11 protein-coding genes are annotated in these 17475 nt (G+C 69.5%); all 11 read right to left on the bottom strand.

From position 1 onward, the window contains the following. Positions 1–3: 3 nt before the first annotated feature. Positions 4–1008 carry a type I glyceraldehyde-3-phosphate dehydrogenase gene (gene gap, locus EDM22_RS07895; protein ID WP_122936519.1) on the bottom strand — a complete coding sequence of 335 codons (1005 nt, stop codon included), beginning with the start codon at positions 1006–1008 and terminating at the stop codon, positions 4–6. Between the two features lie 96 nt (positions 1009–1104). Beyond that, entirely contained in the window at positions 1105–1731 is a 627-nt protein-coding gene (locus EDM22_RS07890) for a superoxide dismutase (RefSeq protein ID WP_122936518.1), read from the bottom strand. 106 nt (positions 1732–1837) lie between these two features. Beyond that, on the bottom strand, positions 1838–2818 hold the full coding sequence (whiA, locus tag EDM22_RS07885) for a DNA-binding protein WhiA (RefSeq protein WP_122936517.1): 981 nt from the start codon (positions 2816–2818) through the stop codon (positions 1838–1840). A gap of 73 nt (positions 2819–2891) precedes the next feature. Then, on the bottom strand, positions 2892–3764 hold the full coding sequence (gene rapZ, locus EDM22_RS07880) for an RNase adapter RapZ (RefSeq protein WP_122936516.1): 873 nt from the start codon (positions 3762–3764) through the stop codon (positions 2892–2894). Between the two features lie 37 nt (positions 3765–3801). Next, the gene (uvrC, locus tag EDM22_RS07875) at positions 3802–5736 is read right to left on the bottom strand and encodes an excinuclease ABC subunit UvrC (protein ID WP_122936515.1); all 1935 of its coding nucleotides are present in this window, start codon (positions 5734–5736) and stop codon (positions 3802–3804) included. Between the two features lie 3 nt (positions 5737–5739). Then, positions 5740–8631 carry an excinuclease ABC subunit UvrA gene (gene uvrA / locus EDM22_RS07870; protein WP_122936514.1) on the bottom strand — a complete coding sequence of 964 codons (2892 nt, stop codon included), beginning with the start codon at positions 8629–8631 and terminating at the stop codon, positions 5740–5742. A gap of 79 nt (positions 8632–8710) precedes the next feature. After that, positions 8711–10771 (bottom strand): excinuclease ABC subunit UvrB, encoded by a 2061-nt coding sequence (gene uvrB, locus EDM22_RS07865; protein WP_122936513.1) that lies wholly within the window; start codon positions 10769–10771, stop codon positions 8711–8713. 66 nt (positions 10772–10837) lie between these two features. After that, positions 10838–11455, bottom strand: coding sequence for a dephospho-CoA kinase (gene coaE, locus EDM22_RS07860; RefSeq protein WP_122936512.1), 618 nt, complete (start codon positions 11453–11455; stop codon positions 10838–10840). Positions 11456–11543: 88 nt separating this feature from the next. Further along, positions 11544–12995 carry a 30S ribosomal protein S1 gene (gene rpsA / locus EDM22_RS07855; RefSeq protein WP_122936511.1) on the bottom strand — a complete coding sequence of 484 codons (1452 nt, stop codon included), beginning with the start codon at positions 12993–12995 and terminating at the stop codon, positions 11544–11546. Between the two features lie 115 nt (positions 12996–13110). Then, a complete protein-coding gene (mgtA, locus tag EDM22_RS07850) occupies positions 13111–15687 on the bottom strand; it encodes a magnesium-translocating P-type ATPase (RefSeq protein ID WP_212591914.1) in 2577 nt (858 codons plus the stop codon). A gap of 45 nt (positions 15688–15732) precedes the next feature. Next, on the bottom strand, positions 15733–17406 hold the full coding sequence (locus tag EDM22_RS07845; protein WP_122936510.1) for a DUF885 domain-containing protein: 1674 nt from the start codon (positions 17404–17406) through the stop codon (positions 15733–15735). Between the last annotated feature and the right edge of the window lie 69 nt (positions 17407–17475).

Genomic DNA, 17475 nt, shown 5'->3' with positions numbered 1-17475 from the left:
GTCTCAGAGACGTTCGGCGACGTACTCGGTGAGGTCGACGAGTCGGTTCGAGTAGCCCCACTCGTTGTCGTACCAGCTCGAGAGCTTGACCTGGTCTCCGAGCACGCGGAGCAGGCCCGCGTCGAAGATCGACGAGTGCGGGTCGGTGACGATGTCGCTCGAGACGATCTCGTCTTCGGTGTACTTGAGGATGCCCTTCATCGGCCCCTCGGCCGCGGCCTTGTAGGCCGCCTTGACCTCGTCGACCGTGACCGGACGCGAGGAGGTGACCGTGAGGTCGGTGATCGAGCCGGTGGGGACCGGCACGCGCAGCGCGAAGCCGTCGAGCTTGCCGATGAGCTCCGGGAGCACGAGGCCGATCGCCTTGGCGGCTCCGGTCGAGGTCGGCACGATGTTGACCGCGGCGGCACGCGCACGGCGGAGGTCCTTGTGCGGGCCGTCCTGCAGGTTCTGGTCGGCGGTGTAGGCGTGCACGGTCGTCATGAGGCCGCGCTCGATGCCGAACGCGTCGTTGAAGACCTTCGCGAGCGGCGCGAGGCAGTTGGTGGTGCAGGAGGCGTTCGAGATGATGTGGTGCTTCTCGGGGTCGTACTCGTGCTCGTTGACGCCCATGACGAAGGTGGCGTCCTCGTCGGTGGCGGGAGCCGAGATGAGCACCTTCTTGGCGCCGGCCTCGATGTGCTTGCGCGCGTCGGCGGCCTTGGTGAAGAAGCCCGTCGACTCGATGACGATGTCGACGCCGAGTTCGCCCCAGGGCAGGTTCGCGGGGTCGCGCTCGGCGAACGCCTTGATGGCCTTGCCGTTCACGATGAGGTTCTCGTCGTCGTACTCGACGGTCGCGTCGAGGCGGCCCGTGATCGAGTCGTACTTGAGGAGGTGGGCGAGGGTCTTGTTGTCGGTGAGGTCGTTCACCGCGACGATTTCGAGGTCGGCGCCCTGGGCGAGGGCGGCGCGGAAGTAGTTACGGCCGATGCGGCCGAAGCCGTTGATGCCGATCTTTACGGACACGGATGTCTCCTGTATTGACGGGGCGCGAGCGCGCTGTTTCGGTGGTGAACTGCTCGGACGACGGTGTCCCCGGACGGCGTCCGGGGACACCATCCGCTATGACAGTAGCAGCAGCCCCGAGGACTTCTCGTTTGCTGCCTGGAAGCGCTGCTGGACGTTGTCCCAGTTCGCGATGTTCCAGAACGCCTTCACGTAATCGGCGCGCACGTTCTTGTAGTCGAGGTAGTACGCGTGCTCCCAGACGTCGAGCATGAGCAGCGGGATCAGGCCTGCCGGGAGGTTGCCCTGCTGGTCGAAGAACTGCGCGATGATGGGGCGCTGGCCGAGCGAGTCCCATGCGAGCACGGCCCAGCCGGAGCCCTGCACGCCGAGCGCGGTGGCCGTGAAGTGCGCCTGGAACTTGTCGAACGAGCCGAAGTGGTCGTCGATCGCCGCGGCGAGCTCGCCGGTGGGCTTGTCGCCGCCGTCGGGCGAGAGGTTCGTCCAGAAGATCGAGTGGTTGACGTGGCCGCCGAGGTTGAACGCGAGGTCCTTCTCGAGCTTGTTCACGTTCGCGAGGTTGCCCGAGTCGCGCGCCTCCGCGAGCTGCGCGAGCGCAGTGTTCGCGCCCGTCACGTAGGCCTGGTGGTGCTTCGAGTGGTGCAACTCCATGATCGTGCCGCTGATGCTCGGCTCGAGCGCCGAGTAGTCGTACGCGAGATCTGGGAGGGTGTAGTCAGCCATTGCTTCTCCTTGTCAGATGCCGGGGAACCGAGCCTCTGCCCGGTTCCACCGCGCCATCGTCGATCCTATGCCCGTGGGCACGAGCCGTGCCGGGGCCGTGACCCATTCAGACTTCGTCGAGATCGGCGGGCAGGCTCGCCTCGGTGCCGGGCACGCCGAGCTCGGCCGCCTTCTTGTCGGCCATCGCGAGCAGTCGACGGATGCGGCCGGCCACCGCGTCCTTCGTCATGGGCGGGTCGGCGTGGTGGCCGAGCTCGTCGAGGCTCGCGTCGCGGTGGGCGAGCCGCAGCTCGCCCGCGTAGCGGAGGTGGTCGGGGATGTCGTCGCCGAGGAGCTCCATGGCGCGCTCCACGCGCGCGCACGCGGCCACCGCGGCCTGGGCGGATCGGCGCAGGTTCGCGTCGTCGAAGTTGACGAGGCGGTTCGCGGTCGCGCGCACCTCGCGGCGCTGCCGCAGCTCCTCCCAGTTGCGCACCGTCTCGGTCGCGCCCATCACCGCGAGCATGGCGCTGATCGCCTCGCCGTCGCGGATGACGACGCGGTGCACGCCGCGCACCTCGCGGGCCTTCGCGGAGATGCCGAGCCTGCCCGCCGCGCCCACGAGGGCCATCGCCGTCTCGTTGCCCGGGCAGGTGACCTCGAGCGCGGCCGAGCGGCCCGGATCGGTGAGGCTGCCGTGCGCGAGGAACGCGCCGCGCCACACCGCCGCGACGTCGTCGCGCGAGCCGGTCGTGAGCTTGTTCGGCAGTCCGCGCACGGGCCGCCGCCGGGCGTCGAGCAGGCCGGTCTGGCGGGCGAGCGTCTCGCCGCCGTCGAGGACCCGCACGAGGTACTGGTTCGTGCGCCGGAGGCCCGAGGCGGAGATGACCGAGACATCCGGTCGCACGCCGTAGAGCTCGCCGAGATCGCGGGTCACGCGCCGCGCGATGTTGGGCGAATCCAGCTCCGCCTCGATCGCGATGCGCCCCGAGATGATGTGCAGGCCTCCCGCGAACCGCAGCACCGACGCGAGCTCCGCGGCGCGCACCGAGGTCTTCGACACCTCGACTCGCGCGAGCTCTTCCTTCACATCCGCGGTCAGTGCCACGTGGTCGTCCTCTCTGTCATTCCCCCGGTGTCGTCGGTCCCCCGCGCCCTCGCGCCCGGCCGGACGCCGGCGGTCACTCCCTGCCGAGGTCGCGATGCTTCACGCTGACCGCGACGCCCGGGTGCTTCGCGAGCCTCGTCGCGAGTTCCCGCACGAGCGCCACCGAGCGATGCTTTCCGCCGGTGCATCCGATCGCGACGGTCACGTGCCGCTTGTTCTCGCGTTGGTAGCCCGCGAGCACCGGCACGAGCGCCGTGTCGTAGGCGTCGAGGAACTCGCGGGCTCCATTCTGGCCCAGCACGTAGTCGGCCACGATCGCGTCCTCGCCGGTGAGCGGCCGCAGCTCGGGCTGCCAGAAGGGATTCGGCAGGAAGCGCGCGTCGGCGACGAGGTCGGCGTCGGCCGGCAGCCCGTACTTGAACCCGAAGCTCATGACCGTGACGCGCAGCCCTGCGCGGTCGGCCTCGGCGAAGGACTCGGTGACGAGGTTCGCGAGCTGGTGGATGTTGAGGTCGGAGGTGTCGACGAAGATGTCGCTCGCCTCGCGCACCTCGGCGAGCCGCACCCGCTCGGCGGTGATGCCGTCGAGCAGCGTGCCGTCGCCCTGCAGCGGATGCGGGCGCCGCACCGACTCGAACCGCCGCACGAGCACCGCGTCGTTCGCGTCGAGGAACATGACGCGCACGTTGACGCCGGTGCGCAGCGCCTGCACGATGTCGCGCAACTCGGAGAAGAATCCGCCGCCGCGGATGTCGACGACGGCGGCGATGCGGGGCAGCGAGGCGCCGGCGCGCTCCACGAGCTCGACGAGCGGTCGGAGCATCTGCGGCGGCAGGTTGTCGACGACGTACCATCCGAGGTCCTCGAGCGCATTGGCCACCGTGGATCGGCCCGCTCCGGACATCCCCGTGACGATGAGCATCTCCTGCTGGTCGCCGTCCCCCATTGCCGTCGGGCCCCCTTCCGCGTCGCGCTCCCCCAGCCTAGTCGGCGTCACGCGAGCTTCCCGCCCGCAGGTGCTGGTGCACGGTGGCCGCGAGCGCGGGGCCGATGCCGTTCACCTCCGCGATCGCGGCCTCGTCGGCGGCACGCAGGCGGGTCACCGAGCCGAAGTGCCGCAGCAGCTGGGAGACGCGCGTCGGCCCGAGCCCCGGGATGTCGCTCAGCACGGTGGCGATGTCGCGCTTGCGCCGCTGGCGCTGGTGCGTGATGGCGAACCGGTGCGCCTCGTCGCGCACGCGCTGGAAGAGGAACAGCGCGTCGCTGTTGCGCGGGAGGATCACGGGGAAGTCGGAGTCGGGCGTCCAGATCTCCTCGAGCCGCTTCGCGATCCCGCACAGGTAGACGCCCTCGACGCCGGACTCCTCGAGCGCCCTCGCGGCGGCTTGCACCTGCGGTTGTCCGCCGTCGACGACGAGCAGGTTCGGCCGGTAGGCGAACTTGGCACGGCGCACGGATGCCGCGTCGGCGTCGTCGCCCGCGGCATCCGCGCCCGCCGCATCCGCACCCGCCGCCGCGGTCGCCGAAGGGCGCGACGGCTCGGCCAGGTACGCGAGCCGGCGGGTGAGCACCTGGTGGATCGAGTCGGTGTCGTCGGTGGAATTCGGGATGGTGAAGCGGCGGTACTCGTCTTTGCGGGGCAGGCCGTCTTCGAAGACGACCATCGACGCGACGATGTTGGTGCCCGAGAGGTGCGAGACGTCGAAGCACTCGATGCGCAGGGGCGCGTCGGCCATGCCGAGCGCCTCCTGAATGTCTTCCAGCGCCCGGGAGCGCGTGGTGAAGTCGGCGCTGCGACGCGTCTTGTAGAGCATGAGCGTCTGCTTCGCGTTCTGCGTGGCGGTCTGGAGGAGCGCGGCCTTGTCGCCGCGCTGGGCGGCGCGCAGGCGCACCTTCCGCCCGGCGATCGCGGCGAGCCAACCCTCGAGGGCGGGTGCGTCGTCGGGCAGCTCGGGAACGACGACCTCGCCGGGCGGCACGATGTCGTCACCGTAGGCGTTCTGCACGACCGAGTCGACGAGCTCGCCGAGGGGCACGTCGAGTTCCTTGTCGACGGTCCACGACCGCACGCCACGGACCCTCCCGCCGCGCACGATGAACAGCTGCACGGCGGCCGAGAGCTCGTCGTGGTCGATGCCGAAGACGTCGATGTCGACGTGCTCGCCGAGCACGACCGCGCTCTTCTCGAAGAACGACTCGGCCGCCTGGATCTGGTCGCGGCGCCGCGCCGCCGTCTCGTAGTCCAGCGTCGCGGCGGCGGCCTTCATCTGCTGGGTCAGTTCGCCGATGATGCGACGATCCTGGTTCTGCATGAAGGCGACGAACCGGTCGACGTTCTCGCGGTGCTCCTCGATCGTGACCTTCATCGAGCACGGGCCGAAGCACCGGCCGATCTGGCCGGCGAAGCACGGCTTGCCGCTCGTCATCGCGCGCTTGTAGTCGCTGTCCTTGCAGGTGCGGATCGGGAACAGCGTGAGCAGCGTCTCGAGCGTCTCGTTGACCGCCCAGACCTTGGGGTACGGGCCGAAGTAGCGCGCGCCGGGGATGCCGCGACGCCGGCTGATCATGGCCCGGGGCGCGTCGTCGGCGAGCGTCACCACCAGGTAGGGATAGCTCTTGTCGTCCTTGAAGCGCACGTTGAACGGCGGGTGGAACTCGTTGATCAGCGTGATCTCGAGTTGGAGGGCCTCGACATCGTTCCCGACGACGGTCCACTCCACGGAGCTCGCGGTGGTCACCATCCGCCGTGTGCGCTCGTGGAGGCTGTAGATCGGCGCGAAGTAGTTCGAGAGGCGTGCGCGGAGGTTCTTCGCCTTGCCGACGTAGAGCACCCGCCCCTCGTCGTCGCGGAAACGGTACACGCCGGGCGAGGTGGGGATCTCGCCCGGCTTCGGCCGGTACGGGAGGACGTCGCGCATCGCTTAGCTGGCGACCTCGGTGCGCTCGGATGCCGCGTCGAAGATCTCGCGGAGGAAGTAGCCGGTGTGGCTCGCGGTCACCCGCGCCACCTGCTCGGGCGTGCCCGTCGCGACGACCTGGCCGCCGCCCGAGCCGCCCTCGGGCCCGAGGTCGATGATCCAGTCGGCGGACTTGATGACGTCGAGGCTGTGCTCGATGACGATCACGGTGTTGCCCTTGTCGACGAGCTTGCCGAGCACCTTGAGGAGCTTGCGCACATCTTCGAAATGGAGGCCCGTGGTGGGCTCGTCGAGCACGTAGACACTGCGGCCGTTGGACCGGCGCTGCAGCTCGGTGGCGAGCTTCACGCGCTGCGCCTCGCCGCCCGAGAGCGTCGTGGCGCTCTGTCCGAGCTGCACGTAGCCGAGGCCCACGTCGACGAGCGTCTTCAGGTACCGGTGGATCGCCGAGATCGGCTCGAAGAACTCGGCCGCCTCGCTGATGGGCATCTCGAGCACCTCGGCGATGTTCTTGCCCTTGTAGTGCACCTGCAGGGTCTCGCGGTTGTAGCGCTTGCCCCCGCAGACCTCGCACGCGACGTACACGTCGGGCAGGAAGTTCATCTCGATCTTGATGGTGCCGTCGCCCGAGCACGCCTCGCAGCGGCCGCCCTTGACGTTGAAGCTGAAGCGGCCGGGAAGGTAGCCGCGGGCCTTCGCCTCGGTGGTCTCGGAGAAGAGCGTGCGGATGCGGTCGAACACGCCCGTGTAGGTGGCGGGGTTCGACCGCGGGGTGCGGCCGATCGGCGCCTGGTCGACGTGCACGACCTTGTCGAGCTGGTCGAGGCCGGTGACGCGGCGGTGCTTGCCCGGCACCTTGCGGGCGCCGTTGAGGCGGTTCGCGAGCACCCGGTAGAGGATGTCGTTGACGAGCGACGACTTGCCCGACCCGCTCACGCCCGTGACGGCCGTGAACGTGCCGAGCGGGAACTCGACGTCGACGTCGCGCAGGTTGTTGGCGGCGGCGCCGTGCACCGCGATCATGCGCTCGGGGTCGATCGGCCTGCGGTGCGACGGGATCGCGATCTCCCGGCGGCCCGAGAGGTAGTCGCCCGTGAGCGATCGGGTGTTCTTGACGAGGTCGGCGTAGCTGCCGCTGTGCACGACCGTGCCGCCGTGCACGCCGGCGCCCGGGCCGATGTCGACGATCCAGTCGGCGGTGCGGATCGTGTCCTCGTCGTGCTCGACGACGATGAGGGTGTTGCCGAGGTCGCGCAGGGCGATGAGGGTGTCGATCAGCCGGCGGTTGTCGCGCTGATGGAGGCCGATGCTCGGCTCGTCGAGCACGTAGAGCACCCCCGTGAGTCCCGAGCCGATCTGCGTCGCGAGCCGGATGCGCTGCGCCTCGCCGCCCGAGAGGGTACCGGCGGCGCGGGCGAGGTCGAGGTAGCTGAGGCCGACTCGGATGAGGAAGTCGAGCCGGAGCTTGATCTCGCGGAGCACCTGCGCGGCGATCGTCTGCTCGCGGTCGGTCAGCTCGAGGCGGTCCATGAAGGAGCGCGCGTCGTGGAGGCTCAGCCGGCACACGTCGGCGATGCTCGCGTCGTGCACGAGCACGGCGAGCACCTCGGGCTTCAGCCGGTCGCCACGGCACACAGGGCACGGCACCTCGCGGAGGTACTCCGACCAGCGGGCCCGCTGCACGTCGGTCTCGGCCTGCAGGTACTGCCGCTCGATGTAGGGGACGACGCCCTCGAAGCCCGACGAGTAGCTCATCTCACGGCCGTACCGGTTGCGCCAGCGCACCTTGACCTCGAAGTTGTCGCCGCGCAGCACCGCATCGCGCGCGTCGGCGGGAAGCTGCTCCCACGGCGTGTCGAGCGAGAACCCGAGGTCGCGCGCGAGGCCGTGCAGCAGCTTCTCGTAGTAGTTGTAGAGGCTCTTGCCCTGCGAGGTCCACGGCAGGATGACGCCCTCGGCGATGCTGAGGGCGGGGTCGCCGAGCAGCAGCTCCTCGTCGACCGACATGCGCGTGCCGAGGCCGGAGCACTCGGGGCAGGCGCCGAACGGGGCGTTGAACGAGAACGTGCGCGGCTCGATCTCGGTGAGCGCGATCGGATGCTGGTTGGGGCACGAGAGCTTCTCGGAGAAGGTCTGCCACGCGTCGAAGCTCTCGCGGTCGACGTAGTTGATCTGCACGAGCCCGTCGGTGAGGCGCAGCGCGGTCTCGAGCGAGTCGGTGAGCCGGCCAAGGATGTCGTCGGATGCCACGAGCCGGTCGACCACGACGGAGATGTCGTGCTTGACCTGCTTCTTCAGCGTCGGCGGCTCGTCGAGCCGGATGACCTCGCCGTCGACGACGGCACGTGTGTAGCCCTGCGCCGACAGGTCGCGGAACAGGTCGACGAACTCGCCCTTCTTCTGCGACACGACGGGGCTGAGCACCTGGAACCGGGTGCCCTCGTCGAGCTCCATGAGCTGGTCGGCGATCTGCTGGACGGTCTGGCGCTGGATGCGCTCACCGCAGACGGGACAGTGCGGCACGCCGATGCGCGCCCAGAGCAGGCGCATGTAGTCGTAGATCTCGGTGATCGTGCCGACCGTGGAACGCGGGTTGCGGTTCGTCGACTTCTGGTCGATGGAGACGGCCGGGCTCAGCCCCTCGATGAAGTCGACATCGGGCCGGTCGACCTGGCCGAGGAACTGGCGGGCGTAGGCGGAGAGCGACTCGACATAGCGACGCTGGCCCTCGGCGAAGATCGTGTCGAACGCGAGCGAGGACTTTCCCGACCCCGAGAGGCCCGTGAACACCACCATCGCGTCGCGTGGGATCTCGACGTCGACGTTGTGCAGGTTGTGCACACGGGCTCCGCGAACGCTCAGGCGCGAATGGGCATCGAGACGTGAAACTGGCACCTATCGAGTGTACGGAGCGCCACTGACACGGATGCCGCCGCGGCCTGTGCTGTCAGCGAACATACGTTCGAATCCGGGCTCAGCCGAGGTGTCCGGCCTTCTCCATCTGGCGCAGCTCCCGCTTGAGCTCGGAGACCTCGTCGCGCAGCCGGGCGGCGAGTTCGAACTTGAGCTCCCCCGCCGCCTCGAGCATCTGGTTGTTGAGGTCGCGGATGAGCTCCTCGAGGTCGTTCGCACCCGCCGATGCGATGCCCGCCCGGCGGGGCACGGGCGACTTCTGCCGCGCGTCGCGTCCGGCGAGCAGCGCCGCCGTGTCGGCCTCCTCACGAGCGAGCGCATCGGTGATGTCGGCGATGCGCTTGCGGAGGGGCGTGGGATCGATGCCGTTGACTCGGTTGTACTCGAGCTGCCGGTCGCGGCGGCGGTTCGTCTCGTCGATCGCCATGCTCATCGAGTCGGTCATGACGTCGGCGTACATGTGCACCTCGCCGGAGACGTTGCGGGCGGCACGGCCGATGGTCTGGATGAGCGAGGTGGACGACCGGAGGAAGCCCTCCTTGTCGGCGTCGAGGATGGCCACGAGCGACACCTCGGGCAGGTCGAGCCCCTCACGCAGGAGGTTGATGCCAACGAGCACGTCGTAGACACCGGCACGGAGCTCGGTGAGGAGCTCGACCCGGCGCAGCGTGTCGACGTCGGAGTGGAGGTAGCGCACGCGCACCCCGGCCTCGGTGAGGAAGTCGGTGAGCTCCTCGGCCATCTTCTTCGTGAGGGTGGTCACGAGGACGCGCTCGTCGCGCTCGGCACGCGCGCGGATCTCCTCGAGCAGGTCGTCGATCTGGCCCTTCGACGGCTTGACCACGATCTGGGGGTCGACGAGGCCAGTCGGGCGGATGATCTGCTCGACGATCCCGTCGGCGATGCCCATCTCGTACTTGCCCGGCGTCGCAGAGAGGTAGACCGCCTGGCCGACCTTGTCCTTGAACTCGTTCCACTTGAGTGGGCGGTTGTCGAGCGCGCTCGGCAGGCGGAACCCGTGCTCGACGAGCGTGCGCTTGCGCGACGAGTCGCCCTCGTACATCGCACCGATCTGCGGAACGGTCACGTGGGACTCGTCGATGACGACGAGGAAGTCGTCGGGGAAGTAGTCGATGAGGCAGTGCGGCGCCTCGCCCGGGGAACGGCCGTCGATGTGCCGCGAGTAGTTCTCGATGCCGGAGCAGAAGCCGATCTGCTCCATCATCTCGAGGTCGAAGGTGGTGCGCATGCGCAGTCGCTGCGCCTCGAGCAGCTTGCCTTCGCGTTCGAGCTCCGCGAGCCGCTCCTCGAGCTCGATGCGGATCGTGCCGATCGCCCGCTGCATCACGTCGGTGCTCGCGACGTAGTGCGACCCGGGGAACACCGGCACGACGTCGAGCTTCTCGACGACCTGCCCGGTGAGCGGGTGGAGCGTGTACAGCGCCTCGATCTCGTCGCCGAACATCTCGATGCGGATCGCGAGCTCTTCGTAGACGGGGATGATCTCGATCGTGTCGCCGCGCACCCGGAAGTTGCCCCGCGAGAAGTCGATGTCGTTGCGCTGGTACTGCATGGAGACGAACTTGCGGATGAGCCAGTCGCGATCGACGCGCTGGCCGACCTGCAACGGCATCATCGCGTTGAGGTACTCCTCGGGCGTGCCGAGGCCGTAGATGCACGAGACCGTCGAGACCACGACGACATCGCGACGGCTGAGCAGGGAGTTCGTCGTGGAGTGACGGAGCCGCTCGACCTCCGCGTTGATCGACGAGTCCTTCTCGATGAAGGTGTCGGTCTGCGGCACGTAGGCCTCGGGCTGGTAGTAGTCGTAGTACGAGACGAAGTACTCGACGGCGTTGTTGGGCATGAGCTCGCGGAACTCGGTCGTGAGCTGGGCGGCGAGCGTCTTGTTGTGGGCGAGCACGAGCGTGGGCCGCTGCACCTGCTCGATGAGCCAGGCGGTCGTCGCCGACTTGCCCGTTCCTGTCGCGCCGAGGAGCACCACATCGGTCTCGCCGGCATTGATGCGCGCGGCGAGCTCGGCGATCGCCTGCGGCTGGTCACCGCTCGGCGAGTACTCGCTGACGACCTCGAACGGCCGGACGGATCGGGTTGCCTGCATGCCGTCAAGTCTAGGTTCGGCCGCCGACACCGAAGCTGGGCGGCATCCAGACTGGACTGCGGGGCGTCAGGCGGAACGCTCGCGGCGCTCCTGCGCGATGCGCGCCCACAGCGCGTCGGTCTGGCTCATGGTGTGCGCGATGCTGCCGTCCGTGTCGATGACGACGTCGGCCACGGCGAGTCGCTCGGTGTTCCCCACCTGCGCGTCGACGCGGGCCTCGGCCTGGATCGGGTCGAGCCCGCGCTCCTCCACGAGTCGCTTCACCTGGGTGCGGCGCGGCGCGCTCGTCACGACGATGAGGTCGAACGGGTGATCGACCTGGGCCTCGACGAGCAGCGGCACGTCGTACACGACGACGGCGTCGGGGTCCTCCGCCTCGGCCTTCGCGATGAGCCGGCCCGACAGCTCGCGCACCGCGGGGTGCACGATCGCATTGAGCCGGGCGCGCGCCGCGTCGTCGTGGAAGACGATCCCACCCAGCTTGTCGCGGTCGAGCGTGCCGTCGGGCCGCACGACCGCCGCACCGAACTCGTCGGCGATCGCCTCGAGGCACGGGCTGCCCGGCTCGACCACCCGCCGGGCGAGCTGGTCGGCATCGAGATGCACGGCGCCGTGCTCCACGAGACGGCGGGCGACGGTTGACTTGCCGGACGCGATGCCCCCGGTGAGGCCGATCAGATACACACCCCAACTCTACTGACCGGAACGCGGTCGCCGAACGCCGGAAGGCCGGCCCCCTCGGGGACCGGCCTTCCGTACGAGTCGCGAACGACTAGTTGTTGCTCGAGAGCTTCTCGCGCAGCGCCGCGAGCGACGCGTCGTCGGCGAGGGTGCCACCGGTGGTGGGCTCGCTCGAGAACGAGGAGCCGCCGGCCGAGAACGAGTCGTCCTGGGCGGCCTGGACGGCAGCCTGTGCGACCTGCTTCTTGTGCGCCTCCCAGCGAGCCTGGGCGGCAGCGTACTCCTGCTCCCACTTCTCGCGCTGGGCCTCGAAGCCCTCGCGCCACTCGTTGGTCTCGGGGTCGAAGCCCTCGGGGTACTTGTAGTTGCCCTGCTCGTCGTACTCGGTGAGCATGCCGTAGAGCGCCGGGTCGAACTCGGTGCCCTCGGGGTCGACGCCCTCGTTCGCCTGCTTCAGCGAGAGCGAGATGCGGCGACGCTCGAGGTCGATGTCGATGACCTTGACGAAGACCTCTTCGCCGACCGACACGACCTGCTCTGCGAGCTCGACGTGCTTGCCCGACAGCTCCGAGATGTGCACGAGGCCCTCGATGCCGTCGGCCACGCGGACGAACGCACCGAACGGCACGAGCTTCGTGACCTTGCCCGGTGCGACCTGGCCGATCGCGTGGGTGCGGGCGAAGACCTGCCACGGGTCCTCCTGCGTCGCCTTGAGCGACAGGGAGACGCGCTCGCGGTCGAGCTCGACGGAGAGCACCTCGACGGTGACCTCCTGGCCGACCTCGACGACCTCGCTGGCGTGCTCGATGTGCTTCCACGAGAGCTCGGAGACGTGGACGAGTCCGTCGACGCCGCCGAGGTCGACGAACGCACCGAAGTTGACGATCGACGAGATGACGCCCTTGCGGATCTGGCCCGGGTGGAGGTTCGCGAGGAACGTCGAGCGCGACTCGGACTGCGTCTGCTCGAGGAGCGCGCGGCGCGAGAGCACGACGTTGTTGCGGTTCTTGTCGAGCTCGAGGATCTTCGCCTCGATCTCCTGGCCGAGGTACGGCGTGAGGTCGCGCACGCGGCGGAGCTCGATGAGCGACGCCGGGAGGAAGCCACGGAGGCCGATGTCGACGATGAGGCCACCCTTGACCACCTCGATGACCGAACCCGTGACGACGCCGTCGGACTCCTTGATCTTCTCCACGTCGCCCCAAGCGCGCTCGTACTGCGCACGCTTCTTCGACAGGATGAGACGGCCTTCCTTGTCCTCCTTCTGGAGAACGAGGGCCTCGACGGAGTCGCCGACCTTGACGACCTCGCTGGGGTCGACGTCGTGCTTGATGGAAAGTTCGCGGGAGGGGATCACACCCTCGGTCTTGTATCCGACGTCGAGGAGGACCTCGTCGCGGTCGATCTTCACGACGGTACCCTCGATGAGGTCGCCGTCGTTGAAGAACTTGAGTGTCTTCTCGACCGCGGCGAGGAAATCGTCAGCAGATCCGATGTCGTTGATCGCGACCTGCTTGGGCGCCTTGGTCGTTACGGTTGTCATGTAGTGAATGCTCCGAATGGACAATATCGGGCCGACGCGGAAAGAGCGTTGTGATTGGTTCCGCGACGGCATGCGGACATGGTTGTCACACGAGTGACGCTCTATCCTAGCCGTATCAGGCAGTTCGCAGCAACCGCGCAGGCCGGTCCCCGAGGAAGCGGCGCTTGAGCAGCTCGTTCGCCGCGAGGTAGAGCCCGGTGAGCGCGAACAGCGAGCCGAGGATGGGCAGCGGCACCGCGTCGAGCCCGAGCGGCGTGGCCAGCGGCGGGAAGTACGGCAGTGCGAGGGTCACCACCGCGACCGCCATGCTCGACCACAGCAGCGCTGCCGCCGGCCGCGACCGCAGGATCGGTCGGCCGGTGCGCAGCGACAGCAGCACCACGAGCTCGGTGAGCGTCGACTCGATGAACCACGAACTGCGGAACGTGGTGTCGTCGACGCGGAACACCCACAGCAGCACGGCGAACGTGAGCAGGTCGAAGACCGTCGACACGAGCCCGAAGGTGATCATGAAGTCCCGGATGCCGCGAAGGTCCCACCGGCCGGGCGCCTGGACGCGCTCGGGGTCGACCCGGTCTCCGGCGATCGTCGTGGCCGGGATGTCGCTCAGGAAGTTGAGCAGCAGGATCTGCCGCGGCAGCAGTGGCAGGAACGTGAGGAACAGGCTCGCGATCGCCATCGAGAGCATGTTGCCGAAGTTCGCGCTCGTCGTCACGCGCACGTACTTGAGCGTGTTCGCGAACGTCGCGCGGCCGAGCGTGATCCCGTCGACGATGACGGCGAGGCTCTTCGCCAGCAGCACGACGCTGGCGGCCTGCTTCGCGACGTCGACGGCGGTGTCCACGGAGATGCCGACGTCCGCCGCCTGCAGCGCGGGTGCGTCGTTGATGCCGTCGCCGAGGAATCCGACCGTCTCGCCGTTCGCGCGCAGCGCCGACACGATCCGGCGCTTCTGCACCGGCTCGATCTCGGCGAAGACGCCCACGCCGGCCACTCCCGCGGCGAGGGCCGCGTCGTCCATCGCGTCGATCTGACGACCGGTGAGCACGTGCGCCGCGTCGAGGCCGACCGACGTGGCGATCGCAGCGGCCGCGAGCCGGTTGTCGCCGGTGATGAGACGCACCGAGACGCCGAGCCGCTCGAGCGCGGAGAGGGAATCGGCGACATCCGCCTTGGCAGGATCGTCGAACGCGAGGATCCCGACGAGCGTCATCCCCGTCTCGTCCGCGGGCGTCAGCGCGGGGATCGGGTCGGCCAACGTGCGTGTGGCGACCGCGAGGACCCGGCGGCCCCGGGCGCTGAGCCGCTCGTACCGGTCGACGACACCGCTGCGCACGGCATCGAGCGGGACGACGGCGCCGTCGACGACGGCGTGGTCGCAGATCTCGAGCATGCCCTCGAACGCCCCCTTGGCGATGAGGGTGGGCGCGCCGTCGACCCGCACCACCACCGAGAGGCGTCGCCGGCTGAAGTCGTACGGGAGCTCGTCGAGCGCCGTGAGCCCGGCGGGCGGCTCCGCGCGCGCGAGGATCGCGAGGTCGAGCGGATTGGGGAATCCCTCCTGCAGCGCCGCGTTGCAGCTCGCGAGCCGCAGCACCTCGGCGCTCTCCCGGCCGTCGAGGTCGAGCGCTTCGTCGAGCCGAACGGAGCCGGCGGTCAGGGTGCCCGTCTTGTCGGTGCAGAGCACGGTGAGCGCGCCGAGGTCCTCGATGGCGTCGAGCCGCTTCACGATGACCTGCTGCTTCGCCATCCGCCGGGCGCCCGTCGACAGGCTCACCGACACGATCGCCGGCAGCATCTGGGGGCTGAGCCCCACCGCGAGGGCCAGCGAGAACAGCAGGGCCTCGATGAGCGGCCGGCCGAACAGCGCGTTCACGATGAAGATGAATGCGGTGAGCACGACCATGACCCAGATGAGGAGCTCTCCGAATCGGGTCGTGCCGCGTGTGAACGCCGTCGTCACGCGCTTCTTCTCGAGCTCGGATGAGACGGCGCCGAACTCGGTGTCCCGGCCGGTGCGCACGGCGACGGCGCGAGCCGTGCCGCTCGTGACGTGCGTGCCGAGGAAGACGCTGTTGCGCCGCTCCGCGAGGGTCGCCGAGGGGTCGGCGGGGAGGTCCGCGTCCTTCTCGGCCGGGTAGGACTCGCCCGTGAGCGTCGACTCGTCGACGAGCAGGTTCTCGCTCTCGAGGAGGCGGCAGTCGGCCGGCACCACGCCGCCGGCGCGCAGCAGCACAACGTCGCCCGGCACGATCTCGGCGACCGGGGCGGTCGTCTCGGCCCCGTCACGGAGCACGGGCACCGTGACCTCGACGCGCTTGAGCAGCGCGGCGACGTCGTTGTTCGCCCGGTACTCCTGGAAGAAGCCGAGCAGTCCGCTCGCGAGGATGATCGCGATGATGATCGAGCCGTCGGTGAGGTCGCCGACGAGCATCGAGATGATCGTCGCCACGATCAGGATGAGCATGATCGGGCTGCTGAACTGCGAGAGCAGGAGCCGCTGCCACGAGGCCAGGCCGTGCCGATGATGCCGTCGGAGCTTGCGCGCGGCGAGGATCCCCGCCGCCTGCTCGGCGGTCAGGCCCGTCGCACGCGTGTCCAGGCGGGCGAGCACCGCGCCCGGCGACTCCGCCCAGAATGCGTCCCGAGTGGTCGGCGCCGTGGTCGACGTGATCCGTCCGCGTGCTGGCACAGCCGCAGTCTAGCCACGCGTCCCGGCCGCAGCCGGGCGCCCGTGTCAGGCCAGGAGCGCGGACCGCAGCGTGTCGAGCCCGAGCCCGCCCAGGCCGAGCGCGCGGCTGTGGAACTCGCGGATGTCGAAGGCATCGCCCGCGCGGCGGCGCGACTCGTCGCGCAGCTGCTCCCAGATGCGCTGACCGACCTTGTACGACGGGGCCTGCCCCGGCCAGCCGAGGTAGCGATGCACCTCGAAGCGCACGAACTCCGGTGGCATGTTCACGTTGTCCCCGAGGAACTCGAACGCGTACTCCCCCGTCCACGCGCCGTTCCCGTCGGGGCGCTGCTTGCCCAGGTGCACGCCGATGTCGAGCACGACGCGGGCGGCGCGCACCCGCTGGCCGTCGAGCATGCCGAGCCGGTCGGCGGGGTCGTCGAGGTAGCCGAGCTCCTCCATGAGCCGCTCGGCGTAGAGCGCCCAGCCCTCGGCGTGGCCCGAGGTGCCGGCGAGCTGGCGCCGCCAGGTGTTGAGCTGCCCGCGGTTGACGACGGCCTGTCCGATCTGCAGGTGGTGCCCCGGCACGCCCTCGTGGTAGACCGTGGTCTTCTCACGCCAGGTGTCGAACTCGGTGACGCCCTCGGGCACCGACCACCACATCCGCCCCGGACGGGTGTAGTCGTCGCTCGGGCCCGTGTAATAGATGCCGCCCTCCTGCGTGGGCGCGATGAGGCACTCGAGCGTGCGGATCTCGGCGGGGATGTCGAACTGCGTCGCACCCAGCTCGGCGACCGCGCGGTCGCTCGTCTCCTGCATCCAGCGCTGCAGCGCGTCGGTGCCGACGAGCTTGCGCGCCGGGTCGGACTCGAGGTGCGCGATGGCCTCGGCGACGGATGCCCCGGGCACGATCTCCCGGGCGATCGACTCCTGCTCCGCCACCATGCGCGCGAGCTCCTCGATGCCCCACTCGTAGGTCTCGTCGAGGTCGATCGTGGCGCCGAGGAACCGGCGCGACTGCAGGGCGTAGATCTCGCGCCCCACCGCGTCGGCGGATCCGGCTCGCGGCGCGAGCTCCTGCTCGAGGAAGTCGGCGAGCCTCCCGTAGGCGGATGCCGCGCCCTCGGCCCCCGCGGCGAGGGCACGCTCGAGGCCTGCATCGATGGCCGCACCGTCGTCGGCGGCGCCCGCGACGAAGGACGGGAAGAATCCGTCGGGACGCGCGTGCCGACGCGCCTGCACGGCGACCTCGCGCACCTGGCGCACGGCGGGCACGGTGCCGCGCTCGATGCCGAGGCGGAGCGTCTCGATGTACCCGTCGACCGCCGCGGGAACCGCGCCGAGCCGCGCGGCGATGCGCTCCCAGTCCTCGGTGGCCGCGGTCGGCATCAGGTCGAAGACCTCGCGGATCTCCTGTGCGGGGCTCGCGATCACGTTGAGGTCGCGCAGGTGCAGGCCGGCCGCGTCGCTCTCGAGGTCGAGCGAGAGCTCGCTGCCGAGGTCCGCGACGGTGATGCGATCGACGCCGTCGGCCGGCTCGGCGCTGCGGAGCGCGCCGAGGGTCGAGCGGATGGCGGAGACGACCGCGTCGTGGCCGGCCGGCGAGTAGTCGGGAAGTCGATCGTCGTGGCTCGTGCGTCCGATGTAGGTGCCGACGGCCGGGTTCAACTCGACGAGGGTGTCGACCCAGTCCTCTGCGATCCGGTCGACGTCGGTCGGAGTGCGCTCTGCTGCTGCCATGCCTGCGAGCCTAGGGAGCGGCGCCGCGACGCGCCAACCGTCGAGGCCTCCTCGGATCTCGTCGGGCCG

It is taken from the genome of Agromyces tardus, from assembly GCF_003710805.1.
GTDB lineage: Bacteria > Actinomycetota > Actinomycetes > Actinomycetales > Microbacteriaceae > Agromyces > Agromyces tardus.
The sequence above is the reverse complement of the archived record's forward strand: the minus strand, read 5'-3'. Positions and strand labels throughout refer to the sequence as shown.